At 42.5% G+C, this 14,477-nt stretch carries 12 protein-coding genes; 2 read left to right on the top strand and 10 right to left on the bottom strand.

Annotated elements, in window-relative coordinates:
- Positions 1–66: 66 nt before the first annotated feature.
- The gene (locus A6J60_RS13045; RefSeq protein WP_096066358.1) at positions 67–1,557 is read left to right on the top strand and encodes an MATE family efflux transporter; all 1,491 of its coding nucleotides are present in this window, start codon (positions 67–69) and stop codon (positions 1,555–1,557) included.
- 415 nt (positions 1,558–1,972) lie between these two features.
- A complete protein-coding gene (locus tag A6J60_RS13040) occupies positions 1,973–3,469 on the top strand; it encodes an anion permease (protein ID WP_096066357.1) in 1,497 nt (498 codons plus the stop codon).
- Positions 3,470–3,855: 386 nt separating this feature from the next.
- Here A6J60_RS13040 and purF read toward each other — a convergent pair whose 3' ends face one another.
- The 10 genes from purF to A6J60_RS12990 all read right to left on the bottom strand — a co-directional run bounded on the left by purF (position 3,856) and on the right by A6J60_RS12990 (position 14,473).
- Positions 3,856–5,400, bottom strand: a complete 1,545-nt coding sequence (purF, locus tag A6J60_RS13035) for an amidophosphoribosyltransferase (RefSeq protein ID WP_096066356.1) — start codon at positions 5,398–5,400, stop codon at positions 3,856–3,858.
- Positions 5,401–5,521: 121 nt separating this feature from the next.
- Positions 5,522–6,064: a CvpA family protein gene (locus A6J60_RS13030; protein ID WP_227526160.1), complete on the bottom strand. Its 543-nt coding sequence runs from the start codon at positions 6,062–6,064 to the stop codon at positions 5,522–5,524.
- Between the two features lie 9 nt (positions 6,065–6,073).
- Positions 6,074–7,108 carry a quinone-dependent dihydroorotate dehydrogenase gene (locus A6J60_RS13025; protein WP_096066354.1) on the bottom strand — a complete coding sequence of 345 codons (1,035 nt, stop codon included), beginning with the start codon at positions 7,106–7,108 and terminating at the stop codon, positions 6,074–6,076.
- Between the two features lie 320 nt (positions 7,109–7,428).
- Positions 7,429–7,986 (bottom strand): DUF4870 family protein, encoded by a 558-nt coding sequence (locus tag A6J60_RS13020; RefSeq protein WP_227526159.1) that lies wholly within the window; start codon positions 7,984–7,986, stop codon positions 7,429–7,431.
- A 132-nt stretch (positions 7,987–8,118) separates the two neighbouring features.
- On the bottom strand, positions 8,119–8,616 hold the full coding sequence (locus tag A6J60_RS13015; protein ID WP_096066353.1) for a SixA phosphatase family protein: 498 nt from the start codon (positions 8,614–8,616) through the stop codon (positions 8,119–8,121).
- Positions 8,617–8,680: 64 nt separating this feature from the next.
- The gene (locus tag A6J60_RS13010; RefSeq protein ID WP_096066352.1) at positions 8,681–9,973 is read right to left on the bottom strand and encodes an NAD(P)H-dependent glycerol-3-phosphate dehydrogenase; all 1,293 of its coding nucleotides are present in this window, start codon (positions 9,971–9,973) and stop codon (positions 8,681–8,683) included.
- Between the two features lie 328 nt (positions 9,974–10,301).
- On the bottom strand, positions 10,302–10,940 hold the full coding sequence (locus tag A6J60_RS13005) for a nitroreductase (RefSeq protein WP_096066351.1): 639 nt from the start codon (positions 10,938–10,940) through the stop codon (positions 10,302–10,304).
- Between the two features lie 247 nt (positions 10,941–11,187).
- Complete coding sequence (gene aroC / locus A6J60_RS13000; RefSeq protein ID WP_096066350.1) at positions 11,188–12,294, bottom strand: chorismate synthase; 1,107 nt, start codon at positions 12,292–12,294, stop codon at positions 11,188–11,190.
- Between the two features lie 76 nt (positions 12,295–12,370).
- A complete protein-coding gene (prmB, locus tag A6J60_RS12995; protein ID WP_096066598.1) occupies positions 12,371–13,444 on the bottom strand; it encodes a 50S ribosomal protein L3 N(5)-glutamine methyltransferase in 1,074 nt (357 codons plus the stop codon).
- A 291-nt stretch (positions 13,445–13,735) separates the two neighbouring features.
- Positions 13,736–14,473: a hypothetical protein gene (locus A6J60_RS12990; RefSeq protein ID WP_096066349.1), complete on the bottom strand. Its 738-nt coding sequence runs from the start codon at positions 14,471–14,473 to the stop codon at positions 13,736–13,738.
- Between the last annotated feature and the right edge of the window lie 4 nt (positions 14,474–14,477).

Below are 14,477 nucleotides of genomic sequence, written 5' to 3'. Positions count from 1 at the left end.
TCTTCTTAACCCTTAAAGCAGTAATTTTACTTCTAACCCCGTTATTAACCTAATAAGATAATTATCATGAGTCACTCTCAGTCTAATAACCCGCCTGCTCCTTTAGACTTAAGTTACAAGCATATTATCGCCATTGCCACACCTGTATTAATTGCCAATCTCGCCATGCCGATGCAAGGTGCTATTGACGTGGCGGTGGTTGGGCACTTCCCTGAGCCGTTTTATCTGGCCGGTCTTGGTATTGCATCACAGCTTTGGCTATTAATATTGGTGAGCTTTAACTTTTTGCAATATGCCTCATCAGGACTGGCCGCTCAGGCACTGGGTAGACAAGTGGCGACAGGTAAGTCAGGTACTGAGCTGGCAGATATCTTATTTCGCTCATTGGGATTAGCCGTTATCTTGGCTGCAATACTTTGGCTGTGTAAGGACTGGGTAATTGCGCTGGGATTACAGCTACTCGGCGCACAGCCATCGAGTCAGCAGGCAGCACATACCTACATTGATATTCGCTATTTCGGTATTGTGTTTGAACTGATGAACTACGCCTTTATTGGCTGGTTTGCGGGTCAAGGCAAGACCAAGCAAATGATGATGGTTCAATTATTGATTTCTACCATCAATATCGTTCTGACCTTAAGCTTTGTCTATCTATTAGATATGGGACTTAAAGGCGTAGCATTAGGCACAGTGATTGGTTATGCCATCGGCTGTAGTACTGCTTTTTTATTGGCACGTCGCATTTTAAGCCAAAACTCATTATCGCAAGCTAATTCAAAAACTACTAAATCTTCTCAGCAGTCGCTTAATCCTCAACTAGACGCTCAACAAAACGGTCAACTTAACGCTCAACCAAGCATTCGTCAGCGGCTTGCTGAGATATATGCGTTAGAAAAAATGCTTAGCCTGTTTTCCCTAAACAAAGACATTTTTATTCGCACTATTTTACTGACGTTAAGCTTTGCTTGGATTACCCGTCTATCAGCACAGCAAGGTGATCTTGTAATGGCAACCAATGCGGTGTTATTGCAGGTATTAAGCATTTCAGCCTTTGCGTTAGATGGTGTGGCAGTTGCTGCTGAAAGTCTGTCCGGTCAAGCAGCAGCGCGTAAAGGTCATGCCTTATTTATAAAAGCATTAAAGCGAACCGGTGTGATGACCTTTTGGCTAGCGGTCGGGCTAAGTGTATTGTGGCTGATATTTTTACCCACATTCTTAGATCTGATGACCGACATTCCTAGTGTCACTAGCCTAGCGTTAGAATATCGTTATATCGCTATCCTATTACCCATTATTGGCGCCGGTGCATATTGGTTGGACGGCGTTATGTTCGGCTTGACCGCAGGCAGTAAAATTCGTCAAGTAGCCATTATTGTCGCCGCTATCTTCTTCCCGTTAACCTGGTTTATTTATCAAAAATTTGGCAGCACTTATGCGATGCCGGTTATTTGGTTTGCCGTTTATTGGTTATTGCTGTCCCGTTTTGCGGTTGCCGCCTTAATGTTATGGCGTCATAAATCACAATTAATTGCTCAAGTTAAGCAGACCGAATCTTAATTTTAGCTTAACGTAGACAGCCCTCATTTCCCTCAAAAATTTGCAAATTTAACCCATTATTTATTACTTATTTTTTTACTTAATAGCGGGTTTAGAATGGCTTGAGTAGTTAACACAAATCAACATGAACTCACTAAAATAATGCTTAATTTGTCATCTTGTTTTGTCATAATAATCCTATAGGAATAACCAACATAAATTTTATTTATGGTACTGCTGTGTTACTTATATTTTATTAATAATAACTTCATAAGCACCATGTTATAGTTGGCCAAAAAAATGTCGAGTAACACACATTAGTCGGCAGCCATTTTATATTTTTTATCTTTTTTGTATGACCACACTTTTGTATGACTTCACTTCAACTTAAACCATGTAATAAATCTATCTAGATAACACTATATAGGATTTTATAATGTCTGATTCCGAGAAAAATTCTGAACCTGAAAAAAAACTCGCATTTGAGCCAATTCCCGCAGCGATAGCCATTGCGGTTGGATTGATCATTTGGTTAGTGATTCCAACACCTGAGGGTGTCACCGATAATGCGTGGCATCTGTTGGCATTATTCGTAGCCACTATCGTTGCCATTATTGGTAAAGCTCTACCTATTGGTGCATTGGCGATGATTGCCATTACCCTAGTGGCAGTGACTGGGGTGACCGCAGAGACACCAAAAGATGCTATTAATGATGCATTATCGAGTTTCTCTAGCCCTCTGATTTGGTTAATTGGTATCGCTGTGATGATTTCACGCGGTCTGATTAAGACGGGCCTTGGTTCTCGTATCGCCTATTACTTTATTTCAATTTTTGGTAAGCGTACTTTGGGTATTGGTTATGCATTGGCCATTGCTGAGCTCATCATTGCCCCTATCACACCGTCGAACACCGCTCGTGGTGGTGGTATTATTCACCCTATCATGCGCTCTATTTCGTTAAGCTTTGACTCTACGCCGCAGCAAGGCACTCAAAACAAAATTGGGCGTTACTTGGCGATGGTTAACTATCATGCCAACCCGATCACCTCTGGTATGTTTATTACCGCCACAGCACCTAACCCATTAGTGGTTGACCTGGTCAATAAAGCCACTGGGAGTGAGATTCAATTGTCGTGGACAACGTGGGCACTCGCCATGTTTGTACCTGGTATATTGTGTCTAATTTTGATGCCATTGGTCGTTTATTGGATATACCCACCTCAAATTAAAGAAACACCAGATGCTAAAGGTTATGCTAGAGAAAATCTGGCCAAACTTGGTAAAGTCAGCAGTCATGAAAAAATCATGTTAGGCGTGTTCACACTTATGCTGCTACTTTGGGCAAACGTACCAGCTATGATTTTTGGCGATCAGTTCAGTGTCAACGCTACGACTACCGCCTTTATTGGATTGTCTGTTCTATTAATTACTGGCGTATTAAGCTGGCAAGATGTGTTGAAAGAGAAATCTGCCTGGGACACCATTGTGTGGTTCGGTGCGTTAGTTATGATGGCCAACTACCTAAACAAACTTGGCTTAATTACCTGGTTCTCAAGCAACATCGAAACAGCGATTGGCATGACAGGTGTTAGCTGGGTGGGTGCTGTGGTTATCTTAACCTTGGTATACCTATATATGCACTACTTCTTTGCCAGTACCACAGCGCATATTACAGCCATGTTTGCTGCCTTCTATGCTGTTGGTCTTAGCTTAGGTGCGCCGCCAATGCTATTTGCATTAATCTTAGCAGCAGCCGGTAACATCATGATGACCTTGACCCACTATGCAACAGGTACTGCGCCTGTTATCTTTAACTCTGGCTATACCACGCTTGCCGAATGGTGGAAAATGGGTGCGGTTATGAGTGTGGTTAACCTAGTAGTATGGATTGCAGCTGGTCTAGTTTGGTGGAAAATCCTAGGTTACTACTAAGTCCAAGCATATAACCAACTCTTCATTCAATTGACGCTCAATTGATGTGCAATTAATTAAGTAATACAAAAAAGCAGTTAACCCAAGGTTAGCTGCTTTTTTATGGCTAAGTAATTTATATGGCCAAGAATTTTTATCATTAAGCACTTTTATCTTTAAGTATTTTTATTACCTAGCAATAGCATGTTTTCATCGGAAAATAAAATCGAAAGATTGATTGTTAATTGTATAAATCAAAACCTTAATAACTGGCCAAACTACAGCCAAAAAAATAACCTGCCTTCAGTTAAAGGCAGGTTATTTATAGCTAACTACTAAGGCAAGTTATGATGTTAAATACAAAGATACTAACTTGGCCTTAGCCATAACAGCGTGTATGCAGCCGATTAAGACGCTTCGTCTTCAGGAACGCCCGTCATATCAACGGGAGTGTCCGCAATCACTTGTACGCCGCCAGTTTTATTCTTAGCCTTATCATTACGCTGCTGCTGCAAGTACTGTAAATACTCTTCAGTAATGTTACCAGTAATGTATTTACCATCAAATACCGCACAATCAAAGCCTTCGACCTTGCTGTGTTTGGTGTCTTGTACCGCTTCTACTAGGTCATCTAAGTCTTGGAAAATCAGACGATCCGCGCCAATGATTTCACGGACTTCTTCAACCGTATGGCCAGAAGCAATCAGTTCATGACGAACAGGCATGTCAATACCATAGACATTAGGGAACTTCACCGGTGGCGCAGCACTGGCGAAGAATACCTTGTTAGCACCGGCATCACGCGCCATTTGAATAATCTCATGACACGTGGTACCACGCACAATAGAGTCATCAACCAATAAGACGTTCTTGTTCTTAAACTCTAAAGGTACCGCATTTAGCTTTTGACGCACTGATTTTTTGCGCTGCTGCTGACCTGGCATAATGAAAGTACGACCGATATAACGGTTTTTCATGAAGCCTTCACGGTACTTAATGTTGAGGTTAAGTGCCAATTCCATCGCTGAGGTACGTGAAGTATCTGGGATTGGAATGACCACATCAATATCATGATCTTCACCCCATTCATCACGAATCTTCTGGGCCAGTTTTTCACCCATGCGTAAACGCGCTTTGTATACTGAGATATTGTCCATGATAGAGTCAGGACGCGCGAAGTATACATATTCAAACATACAAGGGGTGTATTCTTTTGGCTCAATACACTGGAAGGTATGTAAGTTATTATCTAAGTCAATAAAGATGGCTTCACCTGGCTTGACATCACGCACCACTTTAAAGCCAGAGCCGGTTAATGCAACAGATTCTGAAGCAACCATATACTCTGTGCCACCATCGGCAGCCAAACGCTCACCGTAAATCAGTGGACGGATGCCATTTGGATCTCTAAAGGCGATTAGGCCTTGGCCAGTAATCAACGCCACAACCGCATAAGCGCCTTCAATACGCTGATACATAGAGCTGATAGCACTAAAGATATCTTCTGGGGTTGGCTTGGTTTTACCCAATGCTTGAATCTCATGCGCTAACACGTTTAACAACACTTCTGAGTCAGAATTGGTGTTCAAGTGACGCAAATCATCTTGATACAGCTCTTTGGCCAACTGTTCAGCATTGGTTAAATTACCATTATGCGCAAGTGTAATACCATAAGGAGAGTTGACGTAAAACGGTTGTGCTTCCGCACTACTTGAGGTTCCAGCGGTTGGGTATCTAACGTGACCGACACCAAACTCACCAACCAAACGCACCATATGACGCGTCATGAATACATCACGCACCATACCATTGTCTTTACGTAGGAAAAAACGCCCATCTTTCATGGTCACGATACCGGCGGCATCTTGACCCCTATGCTGTAGCACTGTTAAAGCATCGTACAACATCTGATTGACTGGTTCATGCGCTGCGATACCTACAACTCCACACATACTCTATCCTTTTAAAATAGTCTTTATTGGTTAGACGATTAAATTAGTGGTTGCTAATCTATCGTTATCACTGAGGTTATCAGCGTGTTACTTACGACCAGTTATATTTGACCCAACTTAATTAATAAGTTTGATCATTTACAGTGTGGCCATCTACTGACTCAACGTCTTCGGCGGGCATGTCTATTTGTTCCCATGCACCACTTAAAACCTTGGCAGCAAATTCTTTGGCAAATGGGGCATAAGGTAGTAGCTCAGGCGCTAATACCGATGATTGCCACATTGAGGTTGTCATTAAGGCTGGCGCTGAAACACTCAGCAATACCAACACCACCAAAATATTTTTGGCAGCACCTAAAGTGCCGCCTAAAAACTTATCTACAAAACCGAGCTTTAAGCTGTTAACAATGCCAGATACCATCAAGGTTAATAACTGAATAACCAGCATCACGATTAACACAACAGCCAAGAAGCCGGCACCCATTTGTAACACAGGTGACTGTACCACGCCTGCAAAATAAGGCGCGACATCATCCGCTAAGCGAGTGGCGGCTAATAAAGCAATAAACCAACCCACCAATGCAATCGCACTACGAATGAATCCAACTGAAAATCCTCGCCACAGTCCGAGTAAGACAATAATGGCAATAATAATATCTAGCATACTCATCCGTTATCTCAGCTCGCTGTCACGATGACTGGCAATCGCTTCAATACATTGTTGAACCAACCTAGGTCCTTTATAAATCATACCGCTATACAGTTGAATCATTTGCGCGCCCGCTTCAATTTTGCGAACCGCCTTATCACTGCTGTCAATACCGCCAACACCTATAATAGGCAACTTACCGTCTAAGCGTTCAGCAAACTGCTCAATAATCTGGTTGCTTAAATGACCCACTGGACGACCTGATAAGCCACCATCTTCATCGCCATGGCGTAAATCTTCTACACCAGTACGGCTTAACGTGGTATTGGTCGCAATAAGACCATCTATATCAAAGTCGATCAGCTGCTGGGCAATATAATCCACTTGTTCTGTGGTTAAATCAGGTGCTACTTTCAGCACCATTGGCACATAAAAGCCATACTCGGTTGCTAGCTGATTGTGACGGGATTTAATCGCATCTAACAGTTCGGTTAATGCATCGCCACTTTGCAAATCACGCAAGTTCTTAGTATTGGGCGAAGATATATTCACCGTAATATAAGAAGCATACGGATAAACCCGCTCTAGGCAATATATGTAGTCATCAGCAGCATTTTCAACCGGGGTTATGGCATTTTTACCGATATTGATACCAATAACACCCTGATATTTGCATTTTTTTACATTGTTAACTAAATGTTCAACACCCAAGTTGTTAAAGCCCATACGGTTAATAATTGCCCCCGCCTCTTTTATTCTAAATAATCTGGGCTTCTCATTACCTGCCTGCGGTTTGGGCGTGACTGTGCCTATTTCAATAAAGCCAAAGCCCAGCTCTGCCAAAGCGTCAATATAATCGCCATTTTTATCCAAACCCGCTGCCAGTCCAACTGGATTAGTGAACTGTATACCCATACATTCAGTTGGTAGCGATTGCTGAGAATAGATAAAGCCTAACGCATGGGCTTTATGCGCTTTTTCCAATAATTGAAGCGTTAATTCATGGGCATGTTCAGGGTCAAGGTTGAATAAAAAAGGGCGTAATAAGGCGTATGACATAACGTTGGGTAACCTGTTATGGGATAAGTAAATAGAACAAAGCTATCAGTAAAGCATTTGTTAAAGAGTTGAAATGTAAAAAATCTGCTTTTAAAACGTTATCATCAGTGACTATATTTAGACCCATAATGAGTTTAAGGGACTCTTAGTCAGTGATACTTAAGAGGTGACGATTATAACAGTATAATTGATGTAATTCATCGGTTTATCACAACAAATGTATACGCTATAAGCCAGACTTTTCATTAGCTGCCTATAGCGTCATTGACGTTAGTGATGATAAGTAAAAATATACAAACCCATTATTAGCTTTAGCAAAACTAAGGAACGGGTCTATGATCTGTCAGTGCAATCCAGCCTCTGACGATTCGATAAATATGCCAAAAATTAGCGAACACAAATATCCCGCCACCGATAATGGTCAGCAGTACCGAGCCAAGAGCCATACCACTACTCTCAGAAAATACACCAATACCTAAGCCGCCAAGTCCAATCAATCCTATAATAATACCGGCAGCGACAAAGATAATACTGTACCAAAAGGTTTTAATCTGCCAGTCAAAGTGAGTCGCAAGCCAAGTATTATCTGCCTCGCGTCGACGTGCGTAATTCATAATAATCGGCACTATCCACAACAAGCCTGCTGTGAAAATACTGAGCACATACAGCAAATAGCTTATATGGTTGTATTTCACCAAATTTGTCAGCTGCTCGTCGCTTAGAGTCGACTGTCCAGAAAGTCCTGAATGACGTGCCGTTGAAAGTTGGTGTAAGCGCTGCTGCTCTAAACTAGCATCAGGAGCAAAAGGACCACTATTAGAGATGGGCGGCTCAGGAGGCGTTAGCGGCACTTGCTTTCTATCGTTATTATTATCCATTGGCCCTTGCCTCCTTAACTATTAATAATACAACTATCAAAACAACCGAAACTCAAATAACTGGTATTTAAACTGTTCGTGCTTATACTTGGATGTTACTTAGACCTAGATATTGCATGTTGAATAAGAAATTTAATATTGATCGGGTACAAATCGATCCACTTCGTCACCCATATCCGGCGCTACCAACTCAGCATCAAACACTCTAGCTTCTGCCAGTGCATAAGGCTCAGCATCTTGTGCAATCAATAAACCTGCCATCTTAGCCACGATAGGCATATGACAAACCACCAATACACACTCAAGCTTATCTTGCTCGCTTACGCCGTTTTGCTTAGCAGCATCTAATACCAAATCAAATATGCTGTCTAACCCTTTGACTGGGTCCGCATCTGGGGTAATGCCTTCAAGCTCAACCACCGGTATTTCAGGGTTTATTTTGGTGAAAGCGGCTAACGTTTGTTTGGCTCGAGTATAAGGGCTCACCACAAACAAATCAGGCTGATAGCGCTCTAGCAAAGCCTGCGCTGATTGCTGAGCTTGCTTTTGACCAAACTCAGTTAATTGACGATCCGCATCATTGGTGCTTTGATACCCTGCTTGTCCATGACGCATTAAAATGAGCTTCATAACACTTCAGCCTATTTGTTGGTTATAACAGTATTTGCTAACTCAGAGTAAATGAATCTGGTTATTACTCTTGGTCAGTTGCCGCAGCAATCTGAGCATTGAGTGCCTCATTGCTATATTCATGTGGCATGACAAACTCAACATCACTTCTAAAGCCAGACTCCATAAGGTTTAGTGCAACCCCTAATGCTGCTTGATCTTCAAAGATAACCGCATACAGCGCATGGGTAATTGGCATATATATACCTTGCTTGGTTGCCTTTTCATGCACCTGCTGAATGGTATTCACACCCTCAGCGGTCTGACCTAACTTTTTAATGGCGGCTTCTAAACTAATGCCCTTACCCAGCATATTACCAATACGGTAGTTACGGCTCAGCTCAGAGCTACAAGTTGCGTATAAATCACCAACACCGGATAAGCCTAAGAAGGTTAACGGATTTGCACCAGCAGCAGCACCGAAGCGGCTCATTTCAGCCAACGCACGAGTCAATAGCATGGCTTTGGTATTCTCACCCACGTTATATGAAGCTGCCATACCCATGGCAATCGCATAGATATTTTTTAGCGCACCGCCAAGCTCAACCCCTTTCACATCATCCGAAGCAAATATTCTAAAAAAAGCACTGTGCAATGCAGATTGAACCGCATGACGCAGGTGCTCAGACTCACTGGCGATGACTGAGGCTGACGGCATGTTCTGCATAATTTCTACCGCTAAGTTTGGCCCTGACATCACGCCATAGTTCACTTCTGGTAGCTCTTGCTTGATGATATCGCTCATTAAACTAAAGGTGTCTTTTTCCATACCCTTAGTCAGTGATACCACAGACTGACCTGTCAAATAAGGTTTAATTTTTCTAAGCGTTTCTCTAAATGCCGAGCTTGGTACGGCCACAAAGATAATATCTTTATCTTGTACCGCAGCCTGCAAGTCATGCTCGTACTTTAAGCGCTCATCTAAGGTATAGTCTGGCAAATATTTTTTGTTAATACGTGTCTTTTGCAGTGACTTAACGGTGCGCTTATTACGTACCCATAAGGTTGAGTCACAGCCATTGCGAGCCGCTAAGTTTGACATGGCAGTACCAAAGCTACCCCCGCCTAAGAAGGTCAAGCGCAAATTGTGCATGCCTTTTGGCGGCTGTGGTTTATTCATATTATTGACCACAATCTCTTCGACTACCGATGGGTCGAATATAGGGTTGCGTTTGGCTTTTGTCGCCTTAGTGGCCTTTTCAAATAAGCTGGCAATAATACCTGAGTTAAAGCCAGGCTTGTCTTCTGCTGTTTTGTTTTGATCATCAGCAGCAACTGGATTGTCATCCTTCTTATTCACTAGGTTATCGTCTGTCATTGACTTACTCTCATATTATTAATGTTAATGTGTTAAATGCGGTTTGATTTAAATCTGATAATTTTTTAAATATTTAAATAAATGCAATCAAGGTTAAGCCGGCTAATATTAGGCTATATTATTAAGTTAAATTAACCTAAAACAGTAAAATAAACAATCTGCCAGTTGTGAGCCAATCTATCGCAATTATTTCCATTGCCCTGCATTGTCGATAGTTTAAGGCTTTAAGCAGAAGTTAAATAAAGTTGCTAAGTTTATGGCGTCATGAACTCAATAAAGCTCTAGATCAAACAGAGTTTTAGGTCAATTAAGGCTCTAAATAAAACGGTTACATATGGCGCACAAAGTCGGTTATCTCAAAGTCACCACGACCAGGCATCGCACAATGGCTAGTGCCCACATACACAAAAGCACAAATATAATCTTCTGCACCAACGTTAAAGTAACGCTTCACTGCTGGCTCGTTGGCCAATGTACCGGTACGCCAGACACTACTAAAACCTTGTGCTTGTAGCGCTAAAATTAAGTTTTGTACTGCAGCGCCGGTACTGAGCATTTGCTCGAATGACGGCACTTTTTCATGATAACGCATACGAGTCGTCACTGTTATTATCATGGGTGCACGCAGCGGCATCTTCAACGTCTTCTCTGTTGTGCGTTCGTCAAGCTCCGTACCTTCACGCTCTGCTTGCGCTTGTGCTGCTTCAAGTAATGCTCGCCCCATCTCATGTCTTGCCTGCCCTTCAACAATGCTAAAGCGCCAGGGTTGTAGTTTTTTATGATCTGGTGCTGTCATCGCACATTCAATAGCTGCCTTTAGTTGATTTGCATTGGGCGCCGGTATGCTCAAGTTACCAATACTGCGACGCGACTTAATCCAATTAATGACCTGCTCATCTGTGACTGAAGCAGAGGTTGCCTGTTGATCGTTACTGTCTGCTATCGGGTGATGATGTGATTGAGTCATAATCTTCTGTCCTTATTCTTTATAATATTTATTTGTAATATATTTTTATAATATTCTGCTAGGTTATTGTTATTACTATTAAGCGGCAATCGGTTAAGGTGCCATTGTTCAATGTGATTAGAACGCTCAACTTATGAAAGTACTTGGCTCATCAGAGCACTTAGCTTATTAAAGTACTTGGCTCATCAGAGTGCTTATATCAGGCCTCTAACTACTCAAACCCTGATGAGCTTTCAGTGTTAAAACCTTAAGGCGCGATGGGCTCAAGTGGATAAGTGACATCAGCGTTTTGACCACGATGACGCAAATAATGATCCATCAATACAATCGCCAGCATCGCTTCAGCGATAGGCGTTGCTCTAACACCAACACAAGGATCATGACGGCCTTTGGTCAACATTTGCACTGGATTACCTTGCTGATCGATACTGTCGCCTGCTGTGGTAATACTAGAGGTTGGCTTTAGCGCAATACTCACTTTGATGTCCTGTCCTGATGATATGCCGCCCAATATTCCGCCAGAATGATTGGCAGTAAAGCCTTCAGGGGTTAGCTCATCACGCGAAGTATGACCAAACTGCTCTGCTACCTGCATACCATCGCCAATTTCAACGCCTTTTACCGCGTTAATACTCATCATGGCATGCGCAATATCAGCATCTAATCGATCGAAAACAGGCTCACCCAAACCAACCGGCACACCCGAAGCAATCACTTCTAGCTTAGCGCCACAGCTACTGCCTTGTTTGCGTAAATCGGTAATCAACGACTCAAAGCGTGGTATGGCATCCGCATCAGCACAGAAGAAAGGATTGCTATTCACAAACTCCCAGTCGATAGTGCTAGGATCTTGCTGTTTTGCCAGCTCATTACCGATTTGGACCACATGGCCATGGATATTAATACCCAGGCGCTGTTGCAGATACTTCTTGGCAATGGCACCGGCCGCGACTCGCATTGCAGTTTCACGGGCAGATGAGCGTCCGCCGCCGCGATAGTCACGAAAGCCATATTTCATACTATAGGTATAGTCGGCATGACCTGGGCGGAAGGTGTTTTTGATGTCGCTATAGTCTTTGGACTTTTGATTGGTATTGCGAATAAGCAGACCAATAGAAGTGCCCGTGGTTTTGCCCTCGAACACCCCTGATATGATCTCAACTTCATCAGGTTCACGGCGTTGGGTTGCAAATTTTGAGGTACCTGGCTTACGTCTGTCTAAGTCTTGCTGCAAATCCTCAGCACTTAACTCAAGTCCTGGCGGTACGCCATCAACGATAGCCAACAACCCTGGCCCATGTGACTCACCACAAGTCGTCACTTTAAATGCCTGTCCAATACTATTTCCTGCCATAGCTCATGCTCTATTTATTGAGTGTTAATAGGTATACGCCTAAATTTGAAAAGTTTTGAAAAGTACAGCTAGCCAACTATTCGCTTAGCTGTGCAACCTGTTCTGCAAACAAATCACGGTAATTTAATAAAGTAGCACGATCTATTGCGAAGATACCGTGTCCGCCATGTACGAAGGTTAACCAGTCAAACTGAATTTCTGGATATGCCTGACGCAGCGCCCATTCACTGTCACCGACTTCACAAACCAACAGACCTTCAGCACTCAAATAATCAGGTGCTTCTAGCAAAATTTTATGTACCAAATCCAAGCCATCTTGTCCTGCAGCTAATGCATGCTCAGGCTCATGGATAAACTCAGGTGGTAACTCAGCCATCGCTGCCGCGTCAACATAAGGCGGGTTGGTGACGATAAGCTCATATTGGTTCTCAGCAGGTATTTTGTCAAATAAATCTGACTCGATTAAGTTTAGCTGATGCTCCATACCATGGTGCTCAACGTTAACCGCCGCCACTTGCAACGCATCGGTATCAATATCAGCCGCATCCACCAACGCATCTCTAAAGCGACTGGCCAGTGCAATAGCGATACAGCCTGAACCAGTACATAAGTCTAAGATACGCTCTGGCTGATACAGCTGCTTTTCTTCTAAGCCATGCATATAAAATACCGGAATATCCACAGTGGAATCCGGAGCTAGTGGCTGAGCATATTCATTGGTTTCAAAATAAGGATAGAACTGTTGACGTATCAACTCGGCAATTGGTGATCTTGGAATCAGCACTCGCTCATCCACATAGAAAGGCAAGTCACAGAAGTAAGCCAGATTCACCAAGTAGCTTAGTGGCTTACGATAAATAATTCGCGCTTGTAATAAGGTTAACACCTCGCCTTTTTCAGACGGTGTCAAACGACAATCTAAAATCTGCTCTTCTGCCGACCAATCTAGCGACAAACTGTGTAATACAATGGCAGCGGCTTCAGCGAACACATCATTGGTGCCTTGAGCCACGACCACGTCATGATTGCGTAATTGAGTCACGCAAAAGCGAATAAAGTCACGAATGGTTAGCAGTGAGGTTAAAGCCTCATCGCAATCAGCCAGTAGGCCATCAAACTGACCATCTTGCTGTAGATTAATCTCTTCCATGCTGTAGCCGCCAGTGTCATTATTAGCGCTTTGGATTTGTGCCAGTAAGGCTTCTGGATCAAGGTTTACCGCTGAAAGTGATGCGTTGTCTTGAATATTAGACGTTGATGAATCGTTTGTTGACATAGTACACGAGCCTATTGGTTAAATTAAAAGAATGTAAATTTAAAGAATCTAAGTTAAAAAAAGTTTTAATTAAGTGATTGGTTAATGGTTGATAAAATAGTTTAGTAAAGTGCTGTTAAGTATTGCTATTGATAAATAGTTTAAATGATTCAGCTGCTGATTTAATTAAAACAGGGTGTTATTTTTTTGATATCCCAATTGTTGCATGTATTGCTCAAAGCCGCTGATATCCAGTGCATTACTGATATTAATCACCTTGTATTTGGTTGTTTGCTGGGTTAAATCATCTTCAGCGACCAAGTCTGTGTCATAGGCGATGCTATCGTCAAGCATCATATCGCGAGTCGAACCACCCACCAAATAAAACACTATCTCTTCAGCGGCCAATAACTGATCTTTTTGAGTTTCAAAATAGACGCAAGCGAAGAAGTCTTTTGCTGTCTCTTGCAATTTGTACAGGTTTTCATACTTACAGATATTTTTGAATTGATGACGGCTATGACAAACCGCAAACTCAATACCATTTCTTGGAAAAGAAGAACGCACCTCAATGGTCGTGCCATTACTGAGTTTTAAGTCGATCTGTTGCTCGCCCTGCTTCATTTCTGTAAAGCTGACGGAATTATCACCAAAAACACGATTAATATAATGAAACCAACCATACTCTGCTAACACACCGCCTAGTGCATCTTGAATCAATCGCTGCTTGTCTCTTGAGCTAACCGCATCATTGGCCTGCTTGGGATTAACTTGTTGCGCCAATGCCCAAGCTTTATCATGATAGTCCTTCGATAAGTTAACTTTATTTTTGAACACACACTTTACCAGGGTATAGCGTTTATCCAGATACTGAGAGGGCGGACCCGATTGCTGACAGTCAATATTAACGTACTCGAAGGGCATGCTG

Source organism: Psychrobacter sp. FDAARGOS_221 (genome assembly GCF_002313155.2).
In the GTDB taxonomy this organism is placed as follows: Bacteria; Pseudomonadota; Gammaproteobacteria; order Pseudomonadales; family Moraxellaceae; genus Psychrobacter.
Note: the sequence above shows the minus strand (reverse complement) of the source record. Positions and strands in the feature narration are given on the sequence as shown.

Bases quoted from the DNA above. Each gene is read 5' to 3' on its own strand.
- A6J60_RS13045 (WP_096066358.1), top strand. From the start codon at position 67: ATGAGTCACTCTCAGTCTAATAACCCGCCTGCTCCTTTAGACTTAAGT.
- A6J60_RS13040 (WP_096066357.1), top strand. From the start codon at position 1,973: ATGTCTGATTCCGAGAAAAATTCTGAACCTGAAAAAAAACTCGCATTT.
- purF (WP_096066356.1), bottom strand. From the start codon at position 5,400: ATGTGTGGAGTTGTAGGTATCGCAGCGCATGAACCAGTCAATCAGATG.
- A6J60_RS13030 (WP_227526160.1), bottom strand. From the start codon at position 6,064: ATGCTAGATATTATTATTGCCATTATTGTCTTACTCGGACTGTGGCGA.
- A6J60_RS13025 (WP_096066354.1), bottom strand. From the start codon at position 7,108: ATGTCATACGCCTTATTACGCCCTTTTTTATTCAACCTTGACCCTGAA.
- A6J60_RS13020 (WP_227526159.1), bottom strand. From the start codon at position 7,986: ATGGATAATAATAACGATAGAAAGCAAGTGCCGCTAACGCCTCCTGAG.
- A6J60_RS13015 (WP_096066353.1), bottom strand. From the start codon at position 8,616: ATGAAGCTCATTTTAATGCGTCATGGACAAGCAGGGTATCAAAGCACC.
- A6J60_RS13010 (WP_096066352.1), bottom strand. From the start codon at position 9,973: ATGACAGACGATAACCTAGTGAATAAGAAGGATGACAATCCAGTTGCT.
- A6J60_RS13005 (WP_096066351.1), bottom strand. From the start codon at position 10,940: ATGACTCAATCACATCATCACCCGATAGCAGACAGTAACGATCAACAG.
- aroC (WP_096066350.1), bottom strand. From the start codon at position 12,294: ATGGCAGGAAATAGTATTGGACAGGCATTTAAAGTGACGACTTGTGGT.
- prmB (WP_096066598.1), bottom strand. From the start codon at position 13,444: ATGGAAGAGATTAATCTACAGCAAGATGGTCAGTTTGATGGCCTACTG.
- A6J60_RS12990 (WP_096066349.1), bottom strand. From the start codon at position 14,473: ATGCCCTTCGAGTACGTTAATATTGACTGTCAGCAATCGGGTCCGCCC.